2 protein-coding genes are annotated in these 1,251 nt (G+C 54.6%); both read left to right on the forward strand.

Features of this window, described 5'->3' with window-relative positions; all coding sequences use genetic code 11:
• The first annotated feature begins 65 nt into the window (after window positions 1–65).
• Complete coding sequence (locus BLL38_RS31620) at window positions 66–374, forward strand: transposase (RefSeq protein ID WP_076965378.1); 309 nt, start codon at window positions 66–68, stop codon at window positions 372–374.
• Window positions 375–382: 8 nt separating this feature from the next.
• Window positions 383–1,213, forward strand: coding sequence for an IS3 family transposase (locus BLL38_RS29920; RefSeq protein ID WP_232243989.1), 831 nt, complete (start codon window positions 383–385; stop codon window positions 1,211–1,213).
• Window positions 1,214–1,251 lie beyond the last annotated feature (38 nt).

Raw genomic sequence — 1,251 nt, forward strand, 5'->3', positions numbered from 1 at the left:
TGAACTGGCCTAATGCTCCCGGACACCTCTTAAGGGCGATATGATTCGCCCAATCAGGAGGTTCCATGCAAGAGCGAAAGACCTACACCCGCGAGTTCAAGCAACGTGCTGCAAGCATGGTTCTTGATGATAGCTGCTCAGTTCCTGACGTCTGTGCATCGATGGACGTTGGGCCTACGGCTCTGCGCCGCTGGATTGATCAGGTTCGCAAAGAACGCCAGAAAGGGCAGCCAGTGGCAGGTACTAAGGCAATCAGCGACGAACAGCGAGAGCTTCAACAGCTGCGTGCCAAGGTCAAGCGCCTGGAGACCGAGGCTGAAATCTTAAAAAAAGCTACGGCTCTCTTGATGTCGGATCCCGATCGTTTTTCCTGATCGAAGAGCTGAGAGAGTCGAGCTCATATCCGACCCGCCTTCTTTGTAGTGTGTTGAGCGTTTCCCGCAGCGCGTTTTATGACTGGCTTAAGCGTCGCTCAGCGCCGAATACCAAGCGTGACGCGCTCAGAGCAAAAGTCGTGCAATTGCATGACGAAAGCCGGGGAAGTGCAGGCGCGCGGATGATCTCTCAGCACTTGAAGGCCCAGCAGATCAAGGTGGGACGACATCTGGCCGGAAAACTCATGGCGGAGGCAAATCTGGCCAGCAGACAGCGCCGCCGCCATCAGTATCGCTCTAGAGGCGTCGAAGCATTTGTAGCCAAGAACCTGCTCGAGCGTAACTTCGAGCCAACCGCAATCAATCAGGTCTGGTGCGGCGACGTTACCAGCCTGATGGTTGGTAAACGCTGGTATCACTTGGCAGCGGTCATTGATCTGTTCGCCCGCCGAATCGTTGGCTGGGCGTTTTCTCTGATCAATGACGCCAACCTGGTTAGCAGGGCGCTGAGAATGGCGGTGGAGGTTCGAGGTAAACATGCAGGCTTGATGTTTCATTCGGATCAAGGCTGCCAATACACCAGCCAGCTCTTTCAGTCCGCGCTGCTGGAGCATGGGATAACGCAAAGCATGAGCCGCAGAGGACAGTGCTGGGACAACGCGCCAACAGAGCGTTTCTTCGGGACACTCAAATCAGAGTGGGTGCCCAATAAGGGCTACACGACAGTTGAAGAAGCCAGGCAGGATATAACTAGCTTCTTCATGCGATACAACCGAATCAGGCTCCACAGCTACAACAACTACCTGTCGCCAATAGCCATGGAGCAAAAAGCGGCATAAACACCGTAATCGGTGTCCGGGATGACTTGACCAGTTCA

Source organism: Pseudomonas gessardii, assembly GCF_001983165.1.
GTDB lineage: Bacteria > Pseudomonadota > Gammaproteobacteria > Pseudomonadales > Pseudomonadaceae > Aquipseudomonas > Aquipseudomonas gessardii.